Source organism: Ruegeria sp. HKCCD6426 (assembly GCF_057221115.1).
The window spans coordinates 110,357-132,940 of sequence record NZ_JBWVBF010000009.1; the positions used below are offsets into that span (position 1 = coordinate 110,357).

The window sequence follows — 22,584 nt, forward strand, 5'->3', positions numbered from 1 at the left end:
GGCTAAATTGGGCTCATGACTCGAATAGCCGCACTGATTTCCGTAATTGTGGCCGGAGCCGCCTCAGGTGCCGGGGCCTGCGGATTTCACAACTACGTCCCGCAACCAACTATGGTTGATCGATTGATCGAAAGCGAACAAGTCGTGCTCGCGCGGCAACATCCGGACGATCCGTTTCGATACAATGTGGTCACAACCCTCGAAGGAAGTGCTGAAGGCATAGAGTTACCTCATTTAGTAGATAGTCTTAGCCGAAGGCGGCTCCAGGTCGATCCCAACGCGCATGTCCTTTTTGCGCGAGAGGGCACATATGGTCCTTGGCTGCGGGTTGCCTTTATCGATGACGACATGCGCCCTGTTCTTAATTCTGTCATGACGCATTTACCCGATTGGGAACTTGGTGACGACCTGAGCAGGTTACAGACCTTTACCGCCTATCTCAACCATCCAGACAGCGGTGTCCGGCGGCTTGCACTTCGAGAGTTGGACCGAGCAGATTACGGATTCCTGGTCTCCCATGAACTTCGGATTGAAACGGCCAAGATACTGTCTGACTTCGACAACCCTGCGCAGCGTGACCTTCGAGCAATCCGAATTCTACTTTTGGGCTTGGGCGGTGGAGATGATGTTCGCGAGCGACTGGCGTTTGGGTTGGAGCAAACTGTTTGGTTCGAAAACAGTCTGACGGGCGCCTACGCAACGGCTTTGATCGAATTGGAAGGAACGGATCAGGTAAATTCGCTGGCGCAGACATATCTGACCAACCCGGAATTGCCAGAGTCCTCAAAGGAAGCGGTGGTGGAAGCGTTGGCCTTGCACAGCCAGGTTGGCGGCCCGTCGATGCGTGAAGCAATTGCGGATGCGGTCGCGGAGGTTTTGCGCCAGTCACCGCAACTTGCTCCTGCGATTGCGCGGCAGTTTGGGGCCCGCGGAGTTTGGTCACAACGCGACGCTCTTTCGGACCTTGTCCGTAATGGGGCGTTGGCGTCACCGCTGGATGTTCTGGTAGTGAGCCAATACGTCGCTTTGGCAGATGATTTGGCCGGATCATTGGACGTTATCGAAAGTAAAAAACCGGATACCGGAGTATTCAAATGACACAGACACGCAGGAATTTCCTGTATCAATCGGCAACAATTGCAGGATTTCTATCTGTCATGTCGACCCCGATACATGCGGAAACTACTCCAATCGAATTGGGCTGGGACGACCTTGTGCCAGGCTCAGGCGGAGCGACGATGGAAAGGCTGCGCAAGCAAGGCATAGTTCAACACGGTGAATTGAACACCCCCTTTGATCAGGAGACAGCCGCCGAGTTGACCACAGAATACAACGGCAAGCTCGTGCGAATCCCCGGCTACCTTGTTCCGCTCGATGTTGAAGACCGAGTAATAAAGTCGGCGCTTCTGGTACCATATGTCGGGGCTTGTATACATGTGCCACCACCGCCGCCGAACCAGCTGATTTTCATCACCACCGAAACTCCGTACGAATACCGATCCATGTTTGAACCGGTTTGGGTTGTCGGTACGTTTGGAACAGCAGCAACCAGCACGCAACTCGCCGAAGTAGGCTACTCGCTGGTTGCTGAGAAGATTGACCCATATTCCTAGCTTGTTTGGAGATTGGTCCAAATAGAGCCCAGAAATATGAGAGATCATCGCGTAGTTTGCGATCTCAGATTTGAGGCATGTTACGTCAAGATAATGACGGGTATCACCAAATTGATTCAGCACCACTGTTGCGATAGCGGTTGCCGATGAGCAAAGTGACTTGCATGCCCCGTTTGAAAGGCTTTCGCTTCCCTCATGAAATCATCGCATACGCTGTCTGGGCCTATCATCGTTTCAACCTCAGCACCTCGGACGTCGAAGACTTGCTTGCGGAGCGGGGTGTTTTTGTAAGCAGGGAAGCAATCCGGCTCTGGGTCAATCGTTTCGACCGGCATTTCGCTACCTGCATCAGGCGCGACTGACCGGTACCGCGAGATAAATGGCATCTTGATGAAGTCGTTATTTCAATCCGCGGCGTGAAACACAGGCTTTGGCGAGCCATCGATGCGGACGGGAACGTGCTGGATATTCTTGTTCAACCGAGACGAAGTGCCAGAGCGGCAAAGCGTTTTCTGAACCGGCTAATTGCGCGGTTCGGTCAACCTCGCGTTGTGATCACCGACAAATTGTGCAGTTACATCAAACCGATAAAGGCTTTGGTGCCAGACGCGGATCATCGAGCACATAAGGGTCTCAATAACTCAATTGAAGTTTCGCACAGACCAACTCGGCAGCGCGAAAAGATTGCCGGACGCTTCAAATCGCCCCGACAAGCTCAGAGATTCCTCTCCGCCCATGGCCAGATCAATCTAATCTTTCGTCCACATCGCCACAAACTCTCCGCCGCTCAATACCGCCAAACCCGATCCGACGCCTTCAGCCTGTGGGCGGATTACGCAGTAGAAATGACCGCCTGATCCAAAGAAATAGAGGCTTCCACGGCGGACATTCAACAATTTGGCGATACCCCCAGCCGGCCTGTATGGCTGATCGGGCAATATTCGGGTCTAGCGATGCGTGCAAACTTCCATCTGGATGTACATGTGCGAACTCTCGGCCACCGACAATAGCCTCGGGTCGCGCTAACTTGACGTCCCGGTTCAAATGAAACCCAGTTGCACCTGGCAATGAGACCCGTGTCGCACCCAATGTGACGCCGGGAAATTCTCCCACCCGCCGCAGCAGTTCTTCGGTAATCTCGGAATTGACCTCAATGCCGATTTGAACATGGGGAACACCATTTGTGGTTTGCGGTCTCAGCGCATTTTTTTCCGGGAATGACGTGCTTTGCGCAAATGAGGAAACGCCTATGCATCCCAGCAAAAGCACGGCGGCAATTTTCTGGGAAGTCTGCATATGTGTTTTCCTTTTTCACAAGTTGAAGCACCGCAAGCAACCACAATCGACGACCTGCCTTACCCTCCTGAGCGTTCGGTTCGTTCGGGCGTTTGGCAACTCAGCGGGCTCGCCGCCACTCACTCTGTCCGCAACAACCGTCGCCCATTTGTATCGGCAGGCATGGCACGGTGGCATAGGAACAGTATTTGCCAGGTTGGCCTATAAGGTGTGTCCTTTTGCAGATGAATCCGTGGGTGAATGCGCGCTCTGCTCGCAGAGGGCAAAGCCCTGTTTAAAAGGCGCATATTCTCAACCAATCGCCATCAGTGTCCCAACAAGATCGCCGCCCCATCACAATATGGATGTTCGCGGAGTCATACTGGTTTGCAATTTGCCTCGGAGACGCCGAAGCCCAGATGGCGGAATTTGCAAAGTTTAGCGAACGGCCCTTTCCTGCCGTTGAACCGAGGGTTCCGATGCTGCAATCGCAGCCTGCTTTCCCGACATTCGCTGCATTGGCATAGACATCAAGTGTCAAGGGTTATCGTCAGTTTGAGGTCGGCTGGACAGCAGGATCAAAAGCAGGAATGACAGGTTTAGCGTTTATCAATGTGAAGATTTTGTCCATGTGTCACCTCTGTTTTGGAAAAGGCAGGAATATCCACGGCGCGCGTACGTTGCCGCCATGGAAACTTGATTTGGCGCAAGATCATAAGCCTTTAGCCGGATACAAGAAGCGGATGCAACGCGTTGAGCTCACATGTTGTTTTGAAACTATGGGGACGGTTAGGGTAGAGAAAAACGGACGACTGACTGCAGAAGAAGCAAAAGGGCTCCGCACGGCGAAGGAGCTCGAAGGGCATCTTGCGTAGCTTGGTACTTTTACACCGGCGGCGCTCGGCGTGCTGGCCATCGCGTCTGGCATTTATACCTATCTTGATGTTTCGTCCTTGCTTGAAGCCAGTGGCTCGGTCTCGTTCTTTGCCGCGGTTGCATATTCAATCGCTGTTTCAGTCGAAATTTTTTTGGAGTTACATGCTGCGCCTCTTGCCGTCGATGCGTAGTGCTGGCGGTTTCATTGGGCTCCAGACCTGATTGCCCTGCACAGCCCAGGAGGGATAGTCGGCGAGGCCCAGGACATCGGCCGCAGCATTCGCGACGCCGGTCTGCCCACGGCCGTGCTTGCTGGTGGGTTTTGCGTCTCAAGCTGCCCTTACATCTTCGCTGGCGGTGAAAACCGGATCGTCTCTGCACGAAGCATCGTCGGTATGCATCAGCACTATTACGACCAACCGCGGTACATGCCCGTCGTTTGCAGTCTCGGACATACAAATGAGCCAGGGCGAAACTCTGGAGTTTCTCATTGAAATGGGCGTGGATCCGTCACCTATGATCTATTCGCATATACTAGTCGACCCTGAACAAGGCTTCGAAAGTCCAAACGTCAACCTGCATGGGATTATCGATCGTCTCAACATCTCCGTCAGGTGACACCATTGCCAATCCTACTTGGCAAATACTGCTGTGTTGTCGATTTGCTGTTTCTACATCTACGGCCACAAACCGATATGTTCATTCAGGAAGAGCCTCCATCCGCGTTCGCCACGTGGCAGATCAGCAGGAACAGGCGCCTTCGGCGTCTGATCTGCAAATCAGCCCAGATTTTCCCAAAAGGGAAGTCAGGATCATTGAAATCGGTCTAGGTGCTGGATGAAGGAAGTAAGGCGAAAATGGCAAGGTTCTGTCGCTGTTGGCAGAACTATGTGTCGCCTGACACAGATTTACCAAGTGGCGGACCGAGGAGGATTGCTACTTTTGTTATTTTTCAATATCTTATTGTCGATTTGGACAAACTCAATGCGCAAATAAACACAATGACTTACATCACCCAAATATCTAACTTCCAAGCACCAATTGGCGTCAAGCACAAATCCTGCCTTCTTGTAATTTTAACAAGTAGCTCCTCTTAAGCCCCTTCGAAAAAGTTACACCTCATCTCACACTATCAAAGCTCGTGGCACCTGCCTCGCTCTCTCAAGTTGTCCGCGCTTGAAGGCATGGTGGAAGCGCTGACTGCCTAACCTGAATTGCTCCACCGTAAACTTCGAAAACGATGGATTGAGAATTGAAGCGAAAATCACCGCTGAAAGTCGACGCGAGCACTTCATAGCAATGTGATTAAGCAGGTCGATGAAATAGAAATCCCAATATCTCGTAGCCATGGCGCAGTCCGATCAGCGGCGGTTCACCTATCAATAGTCAAACCAAACCAGAGGAGATTAGTCGCAGACCCCAATAAGCAAGAAAAACGTAGGGTTCTTTCAAGCTGAAAAAAACTTGGCCAAGACCAAAATCTTCCGGTTTGACGATTCTGGCGACTACCAACCAAATAGAGCCACTCATGGATACATCATCAAGAGGGCAGCGCATGTCTCAACACCGTAATCAAATTGGTTTCCCGCAAATTGGCAAACCTGCCAAGGATATCCTCGACGCGATGGACGCGGCGCGGGTTGGAGATTGGGATTGGTTCTCTCTCAAAAACCTGACGGCCTCCTACTATGGCGGAAGTGATGTGGCGGAAGTTGCCAAAGACGCTTTCGTGAAACATATCGGCGACAACGTCGTTCACCAGACTGGGTTGCATCCATCGGTTCGGAAATACGAAACCGAAGTGATTGAGATGGTGAAAGAGCTGTTTCATGCCCCTGAAAATGCAGCGGCAACTATCACGACAGGTGGATCGGAATCCATCATTTTGGCACTTAAAACTGCGCGCGACCGTGCGCGTGAGCTTAAAGGGATTACGGAACCCAATATCATCGTGCCGCAGTCGGCCTATGCCGTTTTCAACAAGCTGAGCCATTTCCTTGGGATCGAGGTCATCCAGATGGACAAAAGCCCCGACTACAGGGCTGACGTGGCTGGCATGAAAGCGGCCATCAATAAAAACACGATCATGTTGGTGGGCTCCTGTCCGCCATTCCCTCTGGGCGTTGTTGACCCGATTGAAGAGATCGCGGCAATCGCCCAGGAACACGATTTGTGGATGCATGTCGACGCATGTATCGGTGGCTTCATGCTGCCGTTCGCAAAAGACCTGGGTTACGACGTCCCGAACTTTGACTTCTCTGTACCCGGTGTGACCTCGATGTCGGCCGACTTCCACAAATACGGGTATAGCTATCGCGGGTGTTCGATCCTGGTTCTGCGTGATGCGGAATTAGTCAACTGGCAGGGTTTCGAGGTCGCGAATTGGAACGCGGGCGATTACTATTCGAAGAACACCGCTGGCTCGCGCAATTCGGGTCCGATTGCTTCGGCCTGGGCCGTGTTCAACTATCTTGGCCGCGAGGGTTTCCTGCGCGTGACCGGCAACGTTATCAAAGGTCGCGAAGCGTTCTGCAACGGGATCAACGCGATCGATGAGCTGGAAATCCTGGGAACACCCCAAGGGCCGCACTTTGCCTTCAAGGCGGACGGGCTGAACATTCTTGCCATTGCGGATGGGCTGATGGATCGCGGATGGGCGATCAACATCGGTAGCAAACCGGATGCCATTCTGCTGATGCTGTCTTGCCATCACCACGAAATCGCTGATGACTTCTTGAAAGATCTTCGTGAAGTGGTCGAAGCCGTAAAATCCGGTGAGCTTAAGGCGAAGGGTGAAGAAGAAGTGTACGGCATCTATTGATGTGCGCATGGGAGGGTATGTGATGGAAATTCGCAAGCTGGCTGTTTACGCGGAAACCGTAGTCTCTGAAGCTGGGAAACCTAATGCAGACGAAGTCACGCGCGTGGCGGCAGCGGGTGTGATCTCAAACCCTTTCGCCGGCACGTTCCAGGATGATCTAAGCCAACTCTTCGAGTTCGGGGGCTTGCTTGGGGAAAGGTTGGTTCAGGCCGCCCTGCCCCACTTGCCGCGGGCCGCAGTATCTTACGGTAAGGCTGCTATCGTAGGCGTGAACGGTGATATCGAGCATGGTCACGCCATGTTGCACCCAAAGCTGGGAAAGGCCATGCGCGATCCAATTGGTGGCGGAGCCGCACTGATCCCATCAGCGGCAAAGATTGCGACCGCTGGCACAGTATTGGACGTGCCGCTGGGCCACAAAGATGATGCCTGGTCGTTCGATCATTTTGATGCAATCAGCATTGCTGTTCCCGACAGCCCCCGGCCTGATGAAATCATGATGGTCATAGCGCTTGCCGATGGCGGTCGAATCAATCCGCGTGTTGGAAAGACACGCGCTGCAATCTGAGGACACAATGACTCCAGACAGGGATCGTCTTGCCCAAACGCTTATTGAACTGGTCAGAATTCGAAGCGTTAATCCATTTGATGAAGCCGCCCAGGAAGGTTTCCGCGAACAAGAGATGTCAGATGATCTGCTGTCCAGATTTCGCACTCTGGGCATGGAGACGGGGTGGCGCCAGGTTGCACCGGGTCGCCCGAACGTTTGGGGTCGGCTGAAGGGAACCGGCGGCGGACCGACCATCATGCTTGCCGCTCACATGGATACGGTCGGAACGGAAGGTTACGAGGCGGCGTTTGACGCAGAGCTGAAAGATGGCCGGATCAAGGGCCGTGGATCTTGCGACATGAAAGCCGCATTTGCCTGCTATATCGAAGTCGTCAGCATGCTGCGCGAGAACGACATCAAGTTGCCGGGCGATTTGATTATCGCCGGAATCGTCGATGAAGAGCATTTGCTGACCGGTTCTGCCGAGATGGGTGAAAATGGCCCCAGTGCGGACTTTGGAATTATCGGAGAACCATCGAAGCTGGCGATTTGTCCGACACACAAAGGCCAGCTATGTGCCAAGATTTACACCCGCGGTGTGGCTACACATTCGTCGCGGCCAGAGAAAGGTGTCAACGCTGTCGAGCATATGGGCGCAGTCATTCAACATCTGTCGGGGTTAAACGCAGAGCTTCAAGAAAAAGGACCATCTCATCCTTTGTGCGGTAGCGGTCGGTTTTCAATGAACGTCATCCGTGGTGGAACATTCGCCTCTGGGATTCCAGATCAGTGTGAAATGGAGGTGGATCGCCGCTTCCTACCCGGCGAGGACATCGATGATATTCTGAATGACTATCGTGCCCGTTTGGCCGAGTTGAGCAAGACTATTCCAGATTTCCAGGCTGAAGTTATCGGTCCAACCCTGCTGGCCCGAGCGCTGGACGTGCCGTTGACCTCACCTCTCGTCGAGGCAATTTCGGGCGCAGCCAAAGCAACACTTAAAACCGACCCCGAGATCACCGCGTTTCCTGGTGGCACCGACGCTCCCAACCTTGGGTTTCCTTGTGTCATCTGTGGCCCAGGGGATCTGGCACAGGCGCACAGTACGGATGAATATGTTGAGCTGGAAGAAATGGTGCAGGCGACCGAAATTTATCTAAGAACGGTTTTGTCTTTGAACGGGTTTAAGAGCACCGAAGTGAACGGCTTTTTCAGTCAAGTTTGCGTATAATCAGCGTCTCGCAGCTGACGCAACTTCAGAATAAAATGCCTGACGACGAATAGCAGCACCAAGACACCGCGGATCGCTGTTGGATATGTTTCGTAAGTTAGGCACTGTTACCCGTCGCTGATTTATTGGCGTTCAAGTTGACCGGCAGTCGAAATTTACACTGCAATTGGTCGACAGATCTCAAGGTTGCGGAAACACTGGATCCGGTTTCAACTCAGCGAGACGGTGAGTGCCTTTCGCACTCCCCCTTCTCAAACTGCAGGCCCGCCAAATGGCCGAACTTGCAAAAGAAAGCGGTCGGGTAATTGTCTCGGTAGTAGAAGTAATTGGCTGCCGCGACACTGACTGCAACAACCAAAACTCCAAGCAGCCGCCGTTTCCTTTCCATCTTCAACTGCCGTTGCCTGATGAAACTCTGGGGAAAAAGTTCAGGACAATTTCATGCATATCGGTTTGCCTCAAGCCCCTCGAACGAAATGTCAGGCTGGCGTTCAACGACCAAGTCCGCAACCGCGCGACTTGATCCACAGGCCATTGTCCATCCAAGAGTTCCGTGCCCAGTGTTCAGAAAAAGGTTTTTGAACTCAGTGCGCCCCAATACGGGTGTTCCGTCCGGAGTCATTGGACGCAGCCCGGTCCAATTTTCAATTTTTGTCTGATCGCCGCCATCGGGGAAAAGATCATTGACGACATAGCGCACCGCATCGGTCGCGTGTTTGCCCAGCTTTTTGTTGAACCCGATGATTTCCGCCTGACCAGCAACGCGAATGCGGTCGCCAAGCCGTGTCAACGCGACCTTATAGGTCTCATCCATGATGGTGGATTGCGGCGCTGCGGCCGAGTCTTTCACTGGCAGAGTTATGGAATAGCCTTTCACCGGATAGATCGGCAGATGAATGTCCAGTTCTTTCAGCAAGACGGCGGAATAGGGGCCGAGGCAGCAGACAAATCCATCACCCTCAAACGAGTCCTTCTCGGTCAGAACGGATGAAATCTGATCGTTTCGGGTTTCGAAGCCCTTGATCGTTTCATTGTACCGAAACTTGGCACCCATTTTCTCGGCTTCGGCCGCAAGGGCTGCGGTGAATTTCCGGCAATCGCCGGTGCGGTCGGATGTTAACTGCAGACCGCCTACAAATTTCTCCGCGACATTGGCCAAGCCCGGTTCTGCGGCGATACAGGCATCGCGATCCAGAACTTCAAATGGTGAGTCAAATTCGCGAAGTACGTCCTGATCAACCTTTGACGCCTCAAGCTGTTTTTTGGTCCGGAACAGTTGCAGTGTTCCGAGGTTTCGCTGGTCGAAATCGATTGGAACGTCTTTCAACAGATCCGTCAGCGCGTCTCTGCTATAGCTCGACACCCGCACCATGCGGCTTTTGTTGATGCGATAGGATTCCTCGTTGCTATTGCGCAGCATCTGCAATCCCCATGCCCACATAGACGGGCTGAGCAAGGGCCAGATTGTCAAAGGCCGGTGCCGCATGACCAACCATTTCATGGCTTTCTTGGGAATTCCCGGCGCGGCCCATGGGGAGGACATTCCGTATGAAAGCTCACCAGCATTTGCAAAGCTTGTTTCAAGACCGGCTTCCCGCTGCCGGTCAATGACCGTGACATCAACGCCCTGCTTTGCCAGATAATATGCTGTGGTGACGCCGATGACACCCGCACCGAGTACGATGACTTTCATTCGCTTGAGCTTTCACTGACCCGAATTGGCTGAATTACTCTGCTTCAACAGCAGTGACGATCACTTCGACGCGGAGCTGCGGACGCGCAAGTTTGGCCTCGCCGCAGGCCCGAGCCGGCGCATGACCCGCTGGAACCCACGCATCCCATACGTCATTCATTTCATTGAAGTCGGCCATGTCAGCTAACCAGACAATGGCTTGCAGCATGTGCTTGCGGGATGAGCCGTATTTTTCAAGAAGAGCGTCAACGCGAGACAGACAATCTTTTGTCTGTTCTGCCACCGTGTCACCACTTCCGACCTGACCGCAGAGATATAGCACCCCGTTGTGCTTTACGACTTTGCTCATGCGTTGGCTGGTTTCAAAACGTTCTATCATTTTATTATCCGTGATTGGGAAGTTGGGTGTCGTCAGTCCGCTGCGAGATTTTTTCTGTGAGGATACGAGCCCCACTATCTGTATCTGCTTGCCCGACAACGAATTGGTGTTGTTTCGTACCTCCTCCGAAATCGCAGGTTGAAGCTCGATCGCGACGTGAAACCTGTTGCGATCGATACTTCTTCGATCGACAGGTCTGTGAATTTGAGGAGGTGGTAAGCGCGCTCCAAACGTATGTTCAGATAGACGGATGTCGGCGTTTCCCCAAAAAACCTTTGAAACTTGCGCTGAACCTGGCGGGGTGACGCCTCCAATGAGTGCGAAAGGCTTTCAAAGCAAAGCGGTTCTTCCACGGTTTGTTTCATCAACGCGATGGCGCGGCAAAGGGTTGAGTTTCCTTTCGCAAGTCGAAGGTAGTAGTTTTCTGTTTCCGATCGGTTCGCGTAGGAAAATAAAGTCAGACCGATGTGGCTCAGAACTTGCTGCGCGAGAAACTCACCGCAGTCATCAGCGACCATAGATCCGATCATGCGCAACGCCGCAAGTTCACCGGTCGCGGAATGCACCTTGCCATGGCGGAAGGCTGGCACATCTTCCGGCGCTATCTGTATTGCCTCTTCATCAGCCGCCTCAAAAAATTTGGCGTGGATACAGAAGCTGTAGTTTCGAAGGAAAGGCACCTGAGCCGCAAGCAAGACCGCACCTCCAACGAGCCCGATGCGATCTGTGCAAGGTAAGTGGGTTCTCAATAACCGTGTGCCGATTTCACTTGGCAGCCAGGGTTTGCTTAGACCGCCAAACAAAATGACTGTTCGCGTTGACAGGTTGGAACGCAAGGAAAACGCACTCTCCACGCTGCGAACAACTTCTATTCGGTACTTCTTTTCTGATGCAAACCTATTCGTGAGTTTAAGCAGCTCTAAACATGCTTTCACGGCATACATGGAGTTGCAGTCCTGAACGACAAAGACCATGTCTTTGGCGCTGCCGCTGTGCTCTCCCCAATAATCATTTGGGTCGGCAATGATCTCGGTCTGATGCAACATAGCGTACCTCGGATAGGTGTTTGGCTCAGGGATCGTTGAGAGAGTTTTCCAGAGGCGTATCTGCCTTGTATAGAAACTTGGAGAATTCCTGGTCCGGCACCAAGCTGCCGCCAGTCGCCCAAATCACGTGAACTGCGTTACACATCACTGGGCTTAAACAGTTTTCTTTCAGGTATTTCTGACCTTCATCAGAGCCCAGAACAATTGCGGGGCCGCCCAGACCAGCTGCAGCAGATGGTTCCAGTTTTTGCCCGGTTTTTTCCCACGCAACCCTCAACCAGCGGAAAAGGTCACTATCGCGCACCGTGTATACACCGCTCAGCAATGGCCGCATAACGTGCGCCACAAACCGGCTGACTTCGGCAACAGCCATTCCATCAGCTTCAGTCTTGTTTGTCAGGCCGATGTCATAGACGGATACAGGCTTTTCTAAACCCGACGCTAGTTGAACCAAAGCGCAAGGGGACTGAGCAGGTTCGGCGAAAAAGCTGTGGGCGTGTAACCCAAATTCCTGTGCGACCCCGTAGGCTATGCCGCCTGGTGCCCCTCCGATCCCACAAGGAAGATAGAGAAACAAAGGCGTGTTTCGATCTATCCGAATACATTTACTCTCTAACTGTTCACGCAGCTCTGACGCTGCCGCAGAATAACCGTAGAAGAGTAATTCGGATCTCTCATCATCAACAAAATAGGTATTGGGGTCATTGTCTGCTTCGGCGCGGGCTTCGGAAACCGCGGTACCATAGTCGGCTTTGTGTTGTACAACTTGCACATCGTAGTTCCGCAGCCGCGCAACCTTCCATGGTTTCGCATCCGAAGACATGTGAACAACGGCACGAAACCCAAGCGCGCGCGCGACAACACCAATGCTAAGTCCAAGGTTTCCAGTCGAGCCAACAGCAATAGTGTATTTGCCGAAAACAGACTTGATAGTGTCGTTAGCGAGATGCTCAATCGGATCACAGGGCGACATCAAATTCAGTTTGAGCGCCAGCGATAATGCGTACTGACATACCTCATAGATTCCGCCTCGAGCCTTTATCGAACCTGCCACAGGCAAGTTGTTGTCAGTTTTGAGAAAATACCGACCTTTCGAGAACCCAAATTCGCAATCTTGTGCTGTTAACTCTACCAAATCAGATGCCAAAATACCCCTGCTGGTTTTCAACTCCGGAAAGCAGTTTTCAAGTAACGGAGCAAATCGTTTCCAATTGGCGACCGCTTCTGCCACCTTTTGGGGATGAGCAACGTCGTTTGGAACGTCCTGAAACGATATTCTGTTGGAATTGACCCACAGCACGGGGTCTCCTGATAGAAGTCGTGATTTCAAGCTATATTCCATGACGATTTAGGCCCCGAAATTTCACACATTAGAGATTGAGGGAATTGCCCCATCGCAAGGGAGTATGCGACGGGGCAGGTGTGTGGTCCGAACTTCAGACCACCTGGGAGTGCATCAACCGACGTAAGTGGGAAAAGTCGCGCACAAATCCGCAACGGTGGCTTTGCAGCGCGAGACCGTTCCATCGGTGTCGCCGGCGGCTTCTGCCTCAATGAGGTCTGCAATCAAGTTACCAAGTTCTTCAAACTCGGTCTCTTTCATGCCGCGAGTGGTGGCCGCACTCACTCCCAACCGCAACCCAACCCATTCGGGCGGACGCGGACTGTCATTTGGAATTGCGTTCTTATTTGCAGTGATGTTGGCCTTTTCCAAGACAACTTCAGCGCGTTTGCCGGTGATGCCTTTAGGGCTAAGGTCAACCAGCACCAAATGAGTATCGGTACCGCCCGACACAATGCGCAGCCCACGGCCCTGTAGAGTATCCGCAAGTTTGGCTGCGTTGGCCTTGACCTGCACACCGTATTCTTTGAACTCATCAGTTAACGCTTCGGCGAGGCAAACCGCTTTAGCCGCGAGTACTTGACTGTGAATCGAACCTTGTACGCCCGGGAAAACGGCCGATTGCAGCTTTTTGAACCACTCCTCGTTATTGGTGAGGATCAGCCCTCCGCGAGGACCACGCAGTGTTTTGGTGGTTGTACAGGTAACGATGTCGGCGTAAGGGAAAGGTGACGGGTGCACACCTGCTGCGACGAGGCCTGCAATGTGCGCCATATCCACATGGAAAAAAGCGCCTACATTTTTGGCGATCTGACCCATGCGATCAAAGTCGATCTCACGTGGGTAGGCGGAACCACCAGTAATGAGCAGTTTGGGCTGGATTTCTTTAGCCAGATCCTCAAGCGCGTCGTAATCGATAACTTCGGTTTCAGCATCAACACCATAGTGGTGCGGTTCGAACCAGCGTCCGGACAGGTTGGCTTTCAGTCCGTGGCTCAGATGGCCACCGGCCGCCAGATCCAGCGACAAAACCTTGTCGCCCGGCTTGAGCAGCAAGAAGAAGACCGCCAGATTGGCCTGGCTGCCCGAATGAGGTTGAACGTTAGCATAGTCGCAGCCGAACAGCTCTTTCGCACGATCAATTGCAGCCTGCTCGACGATGTCGACAAACTGTCCACCGCCATGAAAGCGGTTTCCGGGATAGCCTTCCAGTGTCTTGTTGGTCATCTCGTGTCCGAGGACATCCAGAACCGCACGGCTGACGATGTTTTCTGAAGCGATCAGTTCGATCTGATCTTGCTGACGCTGTTTTTCGTTAACCAGCGCTTCTGCAACAACAGGATCGGTCACCACGATGGGGGTCGAAAAATGTTGCGACATTGGATTTCCTCCAGAGGGGTTTCGATTGAATAAAAATCCGCAGTTTGTCTGGCCAAAGCAAATCAGTATTGCTATTTTTTTGGCGCAGAAAAACTAAGGCTAAACCAATGTCACTTTCTCCCCGCCGCCCAAAAGGACCGCACCTGAATGCCCTGCGCGCATTTGAAGCCGCTGCCCGATTGAGGAGCTTTGCTGCGGCTGCAGACGAGCTATCCGTTACTCCAGGTGCAATCACTCAGCACGTCAAATCGCTCGAGGCTTGGGCCGGGGCTCAGTTGTTTGTCAGGAACGCGCGAGGCATAACTCTCACGCCTTTGGCAGAAAAACTCTTACCCGGATTTAGCAAAGCATTCGATCAGCTTGGCGACGTCGTGCAAGAGTTGCGTGCAACTGCACAACCGTTGAAAGTCAAAGTTGCCGCCTTGCCATCGGTTGCGCAACTTTGGTTGGCTCCTCGGCTCGGGAAACTACGCCTTGTCGCTCCGGAGATTTCCGTTTCAGTGGTTGCACTTGAAGCCCCACCAAACCTCGCTCGGGAGCCGTTTGATTTGACACTCTTTTATAGCGGTACGGTGTTGAGAGAAAACGAAATTCCCATCTCGGAAGATATCATTTTTCCCGTATGCGCTCCTGCGGTTGCGGCACGTCTGCATTCAATCACTGATCTTTCGAATGAGACCCTTTTGATTGACGAATCCTGGACAGATGATTGGCAATTTTGGTTGAACAGCCAGCCGGAAGGCAACTCCGTGGTTCAATCAGGAACGACCCATTCTCTATTTTCCGTAGCCTTGGAGGAAACCCGCCATGGCGGGGGAGTATTGATGGCGCACGAATTGCTGGTGCGCGAACTCTTGGAAAGTGGAGCCCTCGTTCGCCCTTTCGAAGGCTCACTGAAGCTTCCTCGGAAACTTGTAGCCAAGTACACTTCGTCATTTCGCAGGTCGCCTGCCTTTGAGAAGGTATTAACTCTCCTCCTGGACGAATTGCATACAAACACAGCATAGCCAACGCTCAAGTCGATTAGCGTTACAAGCTCATATTAGCGCCGTAGAAAATTGGTCGGAAAAGTTGGTATCACCACCCCACCTCATTGCTTAGCAACTTTCTCCTTTTCTGATCTAACCCAATCCCAAAAAACTCGTACATTCGGTTTATTGAGGTTTTCTTCGGATGTTAGGACGAAATAGCTTTTCGGAGCCTCTATCTCCTGCTCGAAGGGTTTTACTAACCGTCCAGAAGAAATCTCTTTGTCCAACAAACCTGTATGACCGATCGCGACTCCGCCCCCGTCGATGGCGGTTTGTATCAATGCGGAGTACAACGAAAAACCGAGAGAATTCTTAAGCTCAGGGCCACCAACTTCTGACAGCCAATAGTTCCAGTCCTCGTCCCAGTAGAGATCATACAGTGCTGGCACACTAAGAAGGTCATCAAGTGTCATCCCATCGGGGTATTCGCGCAGCAATTCGGGTGAGCAAACTGGCGTCAACCTTTCGGACAAAAAGCGCATTGTGACGAACTCGTCAGGAGGCGTCTCACCATGCCAAATCATGATATCAAGATTGCCGGTTCGGAAGTCTGGTTCTATCAAATCTGCGATGAGTTCGGCTTTGACGTCCGGAAAATGGTTCAGAAACCTTTGGACAAGCGGCAATACCAGCCTTTCAGAAACAACATGCAAAGCTCCAATTCGCATCGGTTGTGCCTCATACTGCGCCTTGAATATTTGCGTCTTTCGTTTGAAGTCACCAAGCAACGATTGAGCGATTTCGAGGTACTTTTGTCCAGCTTCGTTAAGCTCAACCCCTCGTGAATGCCGTTGGAACATTTCAACGCCCAAACCTTGCTCAAGGTTTTTGACCTGATGAGCTATCGCCGCTGACGTTAAGTTCAATTCGTCTGCCGCCTTCTTGAAACTGTTTAGGCGCGCTGCTGCCTCAAACGCGCGCAGCGAATAAATCGGGGGCAAGCTGGGCATACTCTCTTCTTCCAAGTTACGTAGAGCTAAATTCAGTGAAAGTTACTTCCATTTGGTCGTTTTCCAGACTTAGGAATGGGTCTTCGGCCTTTATCGAACTACCAGCTTCGGCATAAATATTATTTTGTCAATCTCCTGCAATCGACAGCAACTCGATTCACCTGCCCAGTTTTACTCAATCGCTTGTTAATAGGAAAAAAGTTAGTACTTTCCACGTGCACTTCTTCCCATCACGCCACCCATTGAGATACTACCATTGGGCGTTAGGCATAAATTTTCTTTGCCAAGACCAAAATCTTCCAGTTTGTCAGGATCGCCTCAAGGTCGGACAAATTATGCACTGTCGGACCTCCTGCATGTGGTGGGCGGTTGAGACAACAGAACTTGGGAGGAGTTATGAACTTCAATCATTTTTCTAAGTTTGCCGTAGCAACCGTGTTTGCTACGGGAACGATGCTGTCGGCCATTAACCCGGCGCAAGCAGACGAGCGGTTCACCTTGGCACACCCAATGCCGCCTGAGCACATCTTCCATCCGACTTCCGAGAAGTTCATGGAAGCCCTGGGGGAAGGATACGAGGTCGAGTATCACCCAGGTGGAGACCTCGGCGACTGGACGTCTTTGTTTGAGCAGTCCATGCAAGGTGCGGTCCCAATGACCATGACCTTCGCGGCAACAGAATTCGATCCGCGCCTGAACATTTTCGCAGCTGGGTACATTGTCGACAGCTGGGAGCAAGCCCGCGAGCTCTATGGGCCTGGCGGCGCACTTATCCCGGTTTACGACGAAATCCTGGCTGACCTCGATATGAAACTCGTCGGCGTGCTGCCGGTCGACTTTGGGGGCTACGCGATCCGCAAAGGTGTGGGCGAAGTACCGCTGAACCTGCCGGAAGAAGGCAATGGCATCAAAGTTCGTGTGCCTGGCCTGGAAATCGCCATCAAACGCTATGAACTGCTGGGCTTTAGCCCGGTTCCGATGCCATTCTCCGAATTGTATACCGCCCTGCAGCTGGGCACCGTGGACGGTCGTACTTTTGGTCCACCGCCGGAAATCTGGCAGATGCGCGACGTGTTGGAAGCATACGTCTACAGCAAGGACTATTTCGAGCACGCCTACTGGCTGGTCAATAAAAGCTGGTGGGATGGTTTGTCTGACGAAGACCGCAGTGAAATCCAAGGCGCGGTAGACACAGCCGTTGGATGGGCCTGGGACGAGGCCCAGAACATCAGTGACAAAACGCTGGAAGACATTCGTGGTGCAGGAATTGATGTCGTTGAGTTCTCACCCGAGCAGCTCGAAGCCGTGAAAAAGATTGTCTACGAGCAGGAATGGCCTTTCCTCGAACAAATCGTAGGCCCGGAGACAACCGCAGCCCTGAAGTCTGCGGCCGGCATCAACTAACGATGCCTCCTCCCGACTGCCCGGCAAATTGCCGGGCAGTTTTTTTTCAGAACAATCCATGTAACGGGGGGAACAAATGACACCCGAAACTACGGGAATAACCGCGTTTGAACGGGGGTTCTTGTTGATCCTCAAATCAGCAATGATCTTCTTTGCGCTTTCACTTGCCATACTGATGTTTGTCACCGTGATCATGCGGTACGGAATGTCCAACCCATTCTTGGCGATCGAAGAAGCCTCTATTTTGCTGGGAATTTGGCTGTACTTTGTGAGCGCCAGTTACGTTACAGGCACGCGCGCGCATATATGCGGCGGCGCGTTGCATCTGGTCGTTAAGAGCGAAAAGAAGAAAAACTATGTGCGTCTGATGACGTCTTTGATCTGCCTGGGCGTAACGTTGGTCGCGCTGTACTACGCCGCTCAATACGGCTGGTTCACATTCGAACGAGGACGAAAAAGCACTTACCTGCAGTGGCCACGATCAATCTGGGTCGCAAGCATGGTGTTTGGTTTTGCCGTAATGTCGCTGTTTTTCCTGCTTCAAACCATGCGCGATGCCATGAAAATCCGAGATTTTAACGAACAAAACGTGATGGGAGAATCCTGATGCTCGCGGTTTCTGTGGCACTCATACTGATTGTCGTCCTGCTGATGCTTGAGGTTCCGGTTGCGTTTGTATTCGGGCTGGCATCGTTGGTAATTGTTCTGATCACCGGGCGAGACATCGCCTTCCTCATTCCCTATGCGTACCAACAGGAAAGCAGCTTTGCGCTGCTGGCTTTGCCGCTCTTCGTGATCGCTGGCTCGTTGATGGGGGCCAGTGGCATTTCGGATCAACTGGTTAGATTTGTGAACTCGTTTGTTGGCTCGATCAAAGGTGGGCTTGGTGCTGTCACCATCGTGACCTGTGCCTTGTTTGGCGCAATTGCCGGAAGCGGGTCTTCTGCGATTGCGGCCATCGGATCGATGATGATCCCACGTATGGTCGAGGCGGGGTACCCGCGCTCATACGCCATTTCGCTCGTCGCCTGTTCCTCAGTTCTGGCTATTCTGATCCCTCCGAGTGTCGCGATGATCCTGTTCGCAATTACGAGTGGTCTATCAGTCGCCGCCTGTTTCCTGTCCACCATCATCCCTGGTGTGCTGATCATGGCGATCTATGTGATCATGAACGGATTTCAGGCGCGCAGGTTCAAGGATCTTGAGGTCGAGCCCAAGGTTTCACTTCCGCAGCGCGCGGGAAAGATCTTCCGCGCAACCAAAGGTGCATTTTGGGCCTTGCTCATGCCGGGGATCATGCTGGGGGGAATCTATGGTGGAATTTTTACACCAACCGAAGCTGCCGCTGTTGCCCTGATCTACACGCTCCCTGTCGGGTTCATAATCTACAAGGGCCTGAATATGCGCACGACTACGGATGCGCTTGTCGAAGGCTCGCGCAACACTGGGGCCATCATGATGATGCTGTTTTTCCTGTTTATCATGAGCCGCGCAATGGTGCAGGAGAACATCCCGAAAGATATCGCAGACTTCATGCTTTCGATCTCGGACAACAAGATGGTCATTCTGTTGATGATCAACCTGTTGCTGCTAATGCTGGGCATGCTGGTTGACGATACGGCTGGTGCTGTTTTGGCGGCGATTGTTCTGCTGCCTGTGACCAATGAGATTGGTATCCACCCGATCCACTTTGCGGCCATTGTCGGCACCAACCTCGGTTTGGGCAATGTCACGCCACCCTGTGCCCCACTCCTCTTCATGTCCGGGGCGATAGGGGGTCAGACAATTGACCAATACATCAAACCCACGCTGAAATTCATGTTGATTGGTCACCTGCCTGTGGTGCTGCTTGTTACTTACATTCCCGACATCGCACTGTACCTGCCGCGCACCTTGATGGGGATATTGTAAGCAGCCTGAGGCCCCGCGCAGACAGGCGCGGGGCCTTCTTATACGAAATCTACTGGGTAAAGGGGCAAGTCATGCCGCTCAAAGATATTCTCGTTGCATACAGCAATGGCAGTACATCAAAAACCGTTCTCAACTTTGGTTTGTCACTGGCTGACCAGGCAGGTGCAAAGATCACCGCAATTCACGTGACGCCGCCGGTGATGGAAGAAAATCAGATCCTGTCTTGGATGCCCGAACGGCTTATGAAACAAGTGCAGCGTGCTAATGAGGAAGCACCCATCAAAGCCAAAGAGGCGCTTGACCAGCAAATCGGTGCGTCCAGAACAGTGAGTTGGCGCGTGGAGTCGGGGGACGTTTCAGACAAGCTTGCCTCACATTCCCGCCTGCATGATCTTTTGATTGTTGGGAAGTACTCTGAAACAACTGAAGAATCCGGAACCCATGTTCGGTCGGAGCATATCGTAACACGGTCCGGGCGACCGCTTATTGTCGTACCGCAGAGCTGGAATGCAAAAGGGCCGCTCAAAAGAGTGGTTGCTGCCTGGGACGGCGGGCTGACAGCGACACGAGCTCTGTGCGATCTGCTGCACCTGATGCCATTCATCGACCAATTGGATGTGGTGAGCGTAACTCAGGCGAGCGAAAACGCATCTCCTTTGAAAGAGCTGAAAGAACACCTTTCGCACCACTGCCAAAAATTTAGTGTGACTGCGTTGAAACCCGAGGGGGCGACCGCCAGCCGAATCCTGAATTACTGCCGCGAAACCCAGGCCGATATCTTGGCTATTGGTAGCCGTGGGACCGCCCGTTTACGCAGTGGGCTGGTGCACGGTGGAACTGGGCGTACGATCCTTGATCGGTCCAGTACCCCGGTTTTGATATCTCACTGATCACTTCGACCACAGCAACGCCGATGTGCACTTCACTCTGTAGGCAGGCATGATAGTGAGCAGTTTTATTGTTGCGTTCTGTTCAAAACGTATGAGCGCATATGTTCGTTTCGAGCAGCACTCTGGATCGGACCCAAATTCAGTTTCTTCGTTTATAGTGTTTCACCTCGACTCGAGTGTCATACCGTCAGCAAGGACCTTCATTGAAAAGGCGCATCTCAATGGTTCGCGAATGCTGCACGAAAGGCTGGGTTAACAGGCAAAACCTCACATGGCTTGCGCAAGAGCCGTATGGTCTTGCACGCGGAAAACGGTGCCGGAAGCAAAGAAATCGCGGCTTGGAGCGGGCACGAATCTTTGGCGGAAATCGAGCGGTACATCCGAGGCGTTGACCGCAAAAAAGCGCTACTCCCTCCGTTCTGGAAACCGGCAAATTTCTGTAGCTTTGACTACGATGATCAGATTTATCGGTCAGGGAGCAGATCTGGATCATCGGTAAAAACTGATGCGGGATGCACACATGAAAGAGAAAAATTACCGGCTTCCAGCCGAGCGATGTCCTGCCGCAAACATTACCAATGAGGAAAAGCTGTCTAACCGGCATGCCCAATTAGACAAAAACGCGCGCAACTCATTGAGTTTGCGCGCGTTTTTTGAATTAGTGGCGGACCGAGGAGGATTCGAACCCCCGACCCCTTGATTCGTAGTCAAGTACTCTATCCAGCTGAGCTATCGGTCCGCGTTGGTGAGGCGCTATGTAGACCCAGGTCCGGGTGCGTGCAAGCTGATTCTGCAAAAAATCTTCAAAAAGTCCCGTCTCCTCGCGGGAGCCTTATTTCAAAGGTCGTTCCATGCGGGCCGGTGTCTTTCAAAATCAGATCGCCGCCATGTCCACGCACCAATTCCTGCGAAATCGCCAGCCCCAGACCTGACCCACCTTTGCGCACGCCACCCTGAAACGGTGTAAATAGGTTTTCGCGCGCTTTGGGGGGCAACCCAGGGCCAGTGTCGCTGATTTCGATGAACCAATCCGTCTCCGTTTCATGCGCGGAGACTGAGACTTTGCCCGGCTTGCCCGATGCGACCAATGCCTGCCGGGCGTTACGGACGAGGTTTAGGATGACACGGAACAGCTGTTCAGGATCAGCCCGGGCCACAAGGTCCTGAGGCACGTCACTTACAATTTCCACGCAAGCATCAGCGATAGCGAGCTTCTCGCTTGCGACCACGTCCTCAGCCACATCGTATAGAGGCACCATGGTTAGTGTTGGCGCCGGCTCTTCGGCGCGGCCGAATGCCAATGTACTTTCACACAGCGAGACAGCCCGCGTGATCGAGTTGACCAGCTTTGGGGCCATCCGCCGCACCAGTGGATCGTCACTGGCCTCGATCCGGTCGGTAAACAATTGGGCCGAAGTCAGGATATTCCGCAAATCGTGACTGACCTTGGCAACCGCGCCGCCTAGCTGGGCCAACCTTTCACGCTGTTTCAAAGCCTGCGTCAAATCGGTTTGCAGCATCTGCAACGCCTCTTCGGCCTCGCGCAGTTCCGTAATCTTGGAATTCGGTGAAATGATCCCCCGCGCGTCTTCGGGCGCGCTGGCATAGCGCTGCATATATCCCACAACGCTTTTGATCGGGCGTACGAGAACGACGCGCACCGCCAGAAACAGGAAAGATGCTGTTATGATCGAGATTACAAAGGACAGGCCGAGGATGCGCAACCCATAGTCGGTCATCGCCATACGCAGCGGATCGCTGTCCATTGTAACCTCGATCAATAGACCGGCATCCTTGACCGGCGCACCGATTACACGAATGACCTCATTCCCGGGTGTAAACAGGCGCGAAGTTGCGTCGCGGATCAAAACCCAAGCGCTGGCATCCCTAAGGTCGTAAGTCTTCGCAATCCGATCCGGAATTGGCGAGGACAGCATGAGCTGCCGAATCTCGTCGCGCCGCAGCACCACGTTATAGACACCCGCGTTGGCCAGCAGCTCAGCTTCAAGATCATCGGCCAGCATATCATCAGCCAGCAACGCCAGCGAGGCGATCTGCGCGCGCTCCAGCCGATTCAGCAGGAAGTCCTCGCGAAAGCGCGCAATCGACGGCACAAAGATCAGGACTTCGGCCAACATCACGAAGACCGTTGTCAGGATCAGGAACCGGCCGGACAGCGAGTTCAATTGGCG

General features: G+C 52.8%; 19 protein-coding genes, 1 tRNA gene and 1 pseudogene. 12 read left to right on the forward strand and 9 right to left on the reverse strand.

Translation table 11 applies throughout. From position 1 onward, the window contains the following. Positions 1-15 precede the first annotated feature (15 nt). From AC2TDA_RS20670 to AC2TDA_RS20680, 3 genes and pseudogenes are all read left to right on the forward strand, one after another. Positions 16-1,098 carry a hypothetical protein gene (locus AC2TDA_RS20670; RefSeq protein ID WP_480880662.1) on the forward strand — a complete coding sequence of 361 codons (1,083 nt, stop codon included), beginning with the start codon at positions 16-18 and terminating at the stop codon, positions 1,096-1,098. Further along, positions 1,095-1,613 carry a DUF3299 domain-containing protein gene (locus tag AC2TDA_RS20675; RefSeq protein WP_480880663.1) on the forward strand — a complete coding sequence of 173 codons (519 nt, stop codon included), beginning with the start codon at positions 1,095-1,097 and terminating at the stop codon, positions 1,611-1,613. Before AC2TDA_RS20670 ends, AC2TDA_RS20675 begins: the two co-directional genes overlap by 4 nt. 146 nt (positions 1,614-1,759) lie before the next feature. Continuing rightward, positions 1,760-2,470: pseudogene (locus AC2TDA_RS20680) on the forward strand (IS6 family transposase). On the opposite strand, the gene AC2TDA_RS20685 reads toward AC2TDA_RS20680, so the two are convergent. After that, complete coding sequence (locus AC2TDA_RS20685) at positions 2,430-2,909, reverse strand: luciferase domain-containing protein (protein ID WP_480880665.1); 480 nt, start codon at positions 2,907-2,909, stop codon at positions 2,430-2,432. The pseudogene AC2TDA_RS20680 and the gene AC2TDA_RS20685 sit on opposite strands and share 41 nt — an antisense overlap. Positions 2,910-3,478: 569 nt before the next feature. Between AC2TDA_RS20685 and AC2TDA_RS20690 the strand changes: the two genes are divergently transcribed. The 4 genes from AC2TDA_RS20690 (at position 3,479) to AC2TDA_RS20705 (ending at position 8,366) form a co-directional block, all read left to right on the forward strand. Beyond that, a complete protein-coding gene (locus tag AC2TDA_RS20690; protein WP_480880666.1) occupies positions 3,479-3,763 on the forward strand; it encodes a hypothetical protein in 285 nt (94 codons plus the stop codon). Positions 3,764-5,319: 1,556 nt separating this feature from the next. Next, complete coding sequence (locus AC2TDA_RS20695) at positions 5,320-6,585, forward strand: pyridoxal phosphate-dependent decarboxylase family protein (protein WP_480880667.1); 1,266 nt, start codon at positions 5,320-5,322, stop codon at positions 6,583-6,585. Positions 6,586-6,607: 22 nt separating this feature from the next. Beyond that, the gene (locus tag AC2TDA_RS20700; RefSeq protein ID WP_480850449.1) at positions 6,608-7,153 is read left to right on the forward strand and encodes an amino acid synthesis family protein; all 546 of its coding nucleotides are present in this window, start codon (positions 6,608-6,610) and stop codon (positions 7,151-7,153) included. Between the two features lie 7 nt (positions 7,154-7,160). Further along, positions 7,161-8,366, forward strand: a complete 1,206-nt coding sequence (locus AC2TDA_RS20705; protein WP_480880668.1) for a M20 family metallopeptidase — start codon at positions 7,161-7,163, stop codon at positions 8,364-8,366. 439 nt (positions 8,367-8,805) lie between these two features. Here the strand turns inward: AC2TDA_RS20705 and AC2TDA_RS20710 are convergent, their stop codons facing one another. The 5 genes from AC2TDA_RS20710 to AC2TDA_RS20730 form a co-directional block, all read right to left on the reverse strand. Next, on the reverse strand, positions 8,806-10,059 hold the full coding sequence (locus AC2TDA_RS20710; protein ID WP_480880669.1) for a D-amino acid dehydrogenase: 1,254 nt from the start codon (positions 10,057-10,059) through the stop codon (positions 8,806-8,808). A gap of 34 nt (positions 10,060-10,093) precedes the next feature. Beyond that, the gene (locus AC2TDA_RS20715) at positions 10,094-10,438 is read right to left on the reverse strand and encodes a RidA family protein (protein ID WP_480880671.1); all 345 of its coding nucleotides are present in this window, start codon (positions 10,436-10,438) and stop codon (positions 10,094-10,096) included. Between the two features lie 74 nt (positions 10,439-10,512). Next, complete coding sequence (locus tag AC2TDA_RS20720; protein WP_480880672.1) at positions 10,513-11,484, reverse strand: helix-turn-helix domain-containing protein; 972 nt, start codon at positions 11,482-11,484, stop codon at positions 10,513-10,515. A gap of 25 nt (positions 11,485-11,509) precedes the next feature. Continuing rightward, complete coding sequence (dsdA, locus tag AC2TDA_RS20725; protein WP_480850440.1) at positions 11,510-12,826, reverse strand: D-serine ammonia-lyase; 1,317 nt, start codon at positions 12,824-12,826, stop codon at positions 11,510-11,512. A 114-nt stretch (positions 12,827-12,940) separates the two neighbouring features. Further along, the gene (locus AC2TDA_RS20730; RefSeq protein WP_480880674.1) at positions 12,941-14,206 is read right to left on the reverse strand and encodes a serine hydroxymethyltransferase; all 1,266 of its coding nucleotides are present in this window, start codon (positions 14,204-14,206) and stop codon (positions 12,941-12,943) included. A 68-nt stretch (positions 14,207-14,274) separates the two neighbouring features. On the opposite strand from AC2TDA_RS20730, the gene AC2TDA_RS20735 reads away from it, so the two are divergent. Continuing rightward, positions 14,275-15,213: a LysR family transcriptional regulator gene (locus AC2TDA_RS20735; protein WP_480880675.1), complete on the forward strand. Its 939-nt coding sequence runs from the start codon at positions 14,275-14,277 to the stop codon at positions 15,211-15,213. Positions 15,214-15,296: 83 nt separating this feature from the next. Here the strand turns inward: AC2TDA_RS20735 and AC2TDA_RS20740 are convergent, their stop codons facing one another. Beyond that, a complete protein-coding gene (locus AC2TDA_RS20740; RefSeq protein ID WP_480880677.1) occupies positions 15,297-16,187 on the reverse strand; it encodes a LysR substrate-binding domain-containing protein in 891 nt (296 codons plus the stop codon). Between the two features lie 396 nt (positions 16,188-16,583). On the opposite strand from AC2TDA_RS20740, the gene dctP reads away from it, so the two are divergent. The 4 genes from dctP to AC2TDA_RS20760 all read left to right on the forward strand — a co-directional run bounded on the left by dctP (position 16,584) and on the right by AC2TDA_RS20760 (position 20,392). After that, a complete protein-coding gene (dctP, locus tag AC2TDA_RS20745) occupies positions 16,584-17,591 on the forward strand; it encodes a TRAP transporter substrate-binding protein DctP (RefSeq protein WP_480850435.1) in 1,008 nt (335 codons plus the stop codon). A 76-nt stretch (positions 17,592-17,667) separates the two neighbouring features. Next, on the forward strand, positions 17,668-18,198 hold the full coding sequence (locus tag AC2TDA_RS20750; protein ID WP_480880679.1) for a TRAP transporter small permease: 531 nt from the start codon (positions 17,668-17,670) through the stop codon (positions 18,196-18,198). Beyond that, positions 18,198-19,502, forward strand: a complete 1,305-nt coding sequence (locus tag AC2TDA_RS20755; RefSeq protein ID WP_480629702.1) for a TRAP transporter large permease — start codon at positions 18,198-18,200, stop codon at positions 19,500-19,502. Before AC2TDA_RS20750 ends, AC2TDA_RS20755 begins: the two co-directional genes overlap by 1 nt. A gap of 71 nt (positions 19,503-19,573) precedes the next feature. After that, entirely contained in the window at positions 19,574-20,392 is an 819-nt protein-coding gene (locus AC2TDA_RS20760; protein WP_480880681.1) for a universal stress protein, read from the forward strand. 662 nt (positions 20,393-21,054) lie between these two features. On the opposite strand, the gene AC2TDA_RS20765 is transcribed toward AC2TDA_RS20760, so the two are convergent. Together AC2TDA_RS20765 and AC2TDA_RS20770 are read right to left on the reverse strand one after the other, a co-directional pair. Continuing rightward, a tRNA-Arg gene (locus tag AC2TDA_RS20765) sits at positions 21,055-21,131 on the reverse strand. A 64-nt stretch (positions 21,132-21,195) separates the two neighbouring features. Continuing rightward, positions 21,196-22,578, reverse strand: a complete 1,383-nt coding sequence (locus AC2TDA_RS20770) for an ATP-binding protein (RefSeq protein WP_480880682.1) — start codon at positions 22,576-22,578, stop codon at positions 21,196-21,198. Positions 22,579-22,584 lie beyond the last annotated feature (6 nt).